The organism is Wolbachia endosymbiont of Drosophila baimaii, from assembly GCF_028982185.1.
Lineage (GTDB): Bacteria > Pseudomonadota > Alphaproteobacteria > Rickettsiales > Anaplasmataceae > Wolbachia > Wolbachia pipientis.
In genome coordinates this window covers 2258-4801 of the sequence record NZ_JAPQLE010000123.1, presented here as the reverse complement: position 1 = coordinate 4801, position 2544 = coordinate 2258, and the positions used below count along the sequence as shown (strand labels likewise).

The following is a 2544-nucleotide window of genomic DNA, read 5'->3' as shown; positions in this document are numbered from 1 at the left end:
CCTATGACCTGTTCGGACTATTATGAGAAATGCTATAAATAACTCTACAATATCGCTTATTTGATTCACTAATAATGAGAATTGGTATAACTTTGCTATTTTTCTCTCTAGATTCTTGCAAAGTTCTACAAGATTAACCACATTACCTCACGTTTTCTCTATGATTATTTTTTTAGATTACTTGTCTACCTTATTTGCCGTTCTCCTGAACGAATATACAGAAGCTATAAAAACTATCTAATAGCTACCCAAAACCCTTATTTCCCACTCAAGTTCAACATTAAATTTATCCTTTACTGCATCTTTTACTCTGTTGCCAAGGTTTTCCAAGTCAGATGCAGTTGCATTATCGTAATTGAGCAAGAAGTTACAATGTTTCTTAGAGATTCTAGCTCCACCAATATTTAACCCTAGGCAGCCAGATTTATCAATTAACTCCCATGCTCGGTAGTTTTTTGGATTTTTGAATATGCACCCAGCAGTTTTTCCTCTTATTGGCTGGCTTTTATTTTTCCTCTCAATAACTTCCTTTAACCTTTGCAGTATAAGCTCATACTCTGAGTTTACTCCTTTAAACTCAGCTTCAACAAAAATCCAATTTCCTTTTAGGCTATGTCCACGGTAAAAATACCCCATTTCTTCGCTGGAGAACTCATATAGGTTTCCATCCTCTAGATTCACTGCTTTTATGGATTGTACAACACTTGCGATATCACTACCATATGCACCTGCATTCATTTCTATTCCGCCACCAACTGTTCCTGGAATTCCAACTAGAAACTCCAACCCACTAATCTGCTGATTTCCCGCAAAGTGAGCAAGGTTGCTGAGCAGCACAGCTCCCCCAGCTACAATAGAGTTGTTACCCTTACTTTTAATATATGCAAACTCCTTACCTAATTTTACTGTTATTCCTCGAATGCCACTATCTCGCACTATTATGTTGGATGTTGCACCAATAACGCTAACTGGCAGTTCAGTATTTTTAATCAAGTATGTTAAATCTTCAATATCACATGGTTTAAATAATACATCAGCTCGTCCACCAACATTTAACCACGTCGCTTTAGACATTAAGACATCATAACGATAGATTCCACGTACTTTAGGTAAGCTTATAAGCATTTTGATTTCAACTCTAATCCTGCATCCATACCCATTTTCTCCGCATCTTCTATAAATGAAGTGCGCTCAGTGAAGTATATATTTTTTCCACTTGCTAACATACAACGAAGGTGTAGCATATTTTCGCTCACATATTCAGCCAAAGCTGCAAGTGGTGTAAAACATGAACCATTCACTGTCTTCATAAAACTGCGCTCTGATTTCACTCCTATAAAAGACATATTATTATTAATTTTCTCTAAAAGATCGATAATTTTTACATCATTCCTTCTACATTGAATACAAACCGCCCCCTGCCCCACTGCACTTAACATAACTTTTGGTGGCAATACCTCTGTAATCAAGTGATGTTTTTCTAATCTTATGAGTCCTGCTTCAGCTAGAATTATTCCATCAAAACTTTGATTTTGCAATCTGGTTGTTACATTTCCACGTAGCGGTACTATATTTAAATCTGGTTTAACATTTAACAACTGAACTTTTCTTCTTATTGAAGAAGTGGCAATAGTAGCCTGCTGTGGCAAAGACTCAAGGCTATTGTGTTTATGAGAAATAAACGCATCGCATGAACTTAGCCTTTCTAAAACACAAGGAATTGTTAAACCCCCTGAGAAAAACGCAGGCATATCTTTTAGCGAATGAACTGCCATGTCTATATTATTTTCGAGCAATTCAGTCTCAATTTCTTTAATGAATAATCCTTTGCCTCCTATTTCAGCAAGATTTGCGTTTGCATACTTATCTCCAGAAGTTTTTATTTTAACAATTTCAATAGATAAGTTAGGAAAAGAATCCAGCAACTTTTGTTTTGCTTCCAAAGCCTGGGCAACTGCAAGCTTGCTTCCTCTGGTACCTATTTTGACTAGCATGTGTACGATTGTTTGTCTGATGTCATTCAAGTAGCTGACTACTTGGATCCAGTTTATATAAACCTTTGCGTTTATTGTACTTTAACTTAAAACCAAAAGCAACTTTGACTTTACAAAATAATAACCTTTTATATGCATAAATAAGCTTACTGGATTCTAGTACTTGCATGACAAGGTATAAACCTTATCGTCATCCCGCCGCGAACCGTCATACCGTCACGGTATCTCTAGATCCCGCTAACACGTAGCGGGATGACGAATTATTTAACCGTCATACCGCGATTCATTCGCAGTATCTCAGCTGCTAACAAGAGATCCCGCTAACAAGCAGCGGGATGACGAATTACTTAGCTGTCATCCCGCCGCGAACCGTCATACCGCGATTCATTCGCGGTATCTCTAGATCCCGCTCACAAGTAGCGGGATGACGATTGTCGTTTAGTCATAAATATTAAGAAATTTACCAAACGAAAAAAAAGGCAAAAGAAGCCCCGTGGTTGGCTAATTACTTACATTATACTTTCAAGTATGGCGTTTTTTTATTCTAAAC

The 2544-nt window shown here is 37.2% G+C and carries 2 protein-coding genes; both read right to left on the bottom strand.

Features of this window, described 5'->3' with window-relative positions:
• Positions 1-237 precede the first annotated feature (237 nt).
• The gene (murB, locus tag OZD66_RS04260) at positions 238-1125 is read right to left on the bottom strand and encodes a UDP-N-acetylmuramate dehydrogenase (RefSeq protein WP_182367132.1); all 888 of its coding nucleotides are present in this window, start codon (positions 1123-1125) and stop codon (positions 238-240) included.
• A complete protein-coding gene (gene hemC / locus OZD66_RS04255; protein ID WP_182367144.1) occupies positions 1116-1994 on the bottom strand; it encodes a hydroxymethylbilane synthase in 879 nt (292 codons plus the stop codon). The genes murB and hemC overlap by 10 nt, the downstream gene beginning before the upstream one ends.
• Positions 1995-2544 lie beyond the last annotated feature (550 nt).

Coding starts and splice junctions, on each gene's coding strand:
- murB (WP_182367132.1), bottom strand. CDS start 1,125: ATGCTTATAAGCTTACCTAAAGTACGTGGAATCTATCGTTATGATGTC.
- hemC (WP_182367144.1), bottom strand. CDS start 1,994: ATGCTAGTCAAAATAGGTACCAGAGGAAGCAAGCTTGCAGTTGCCCAG.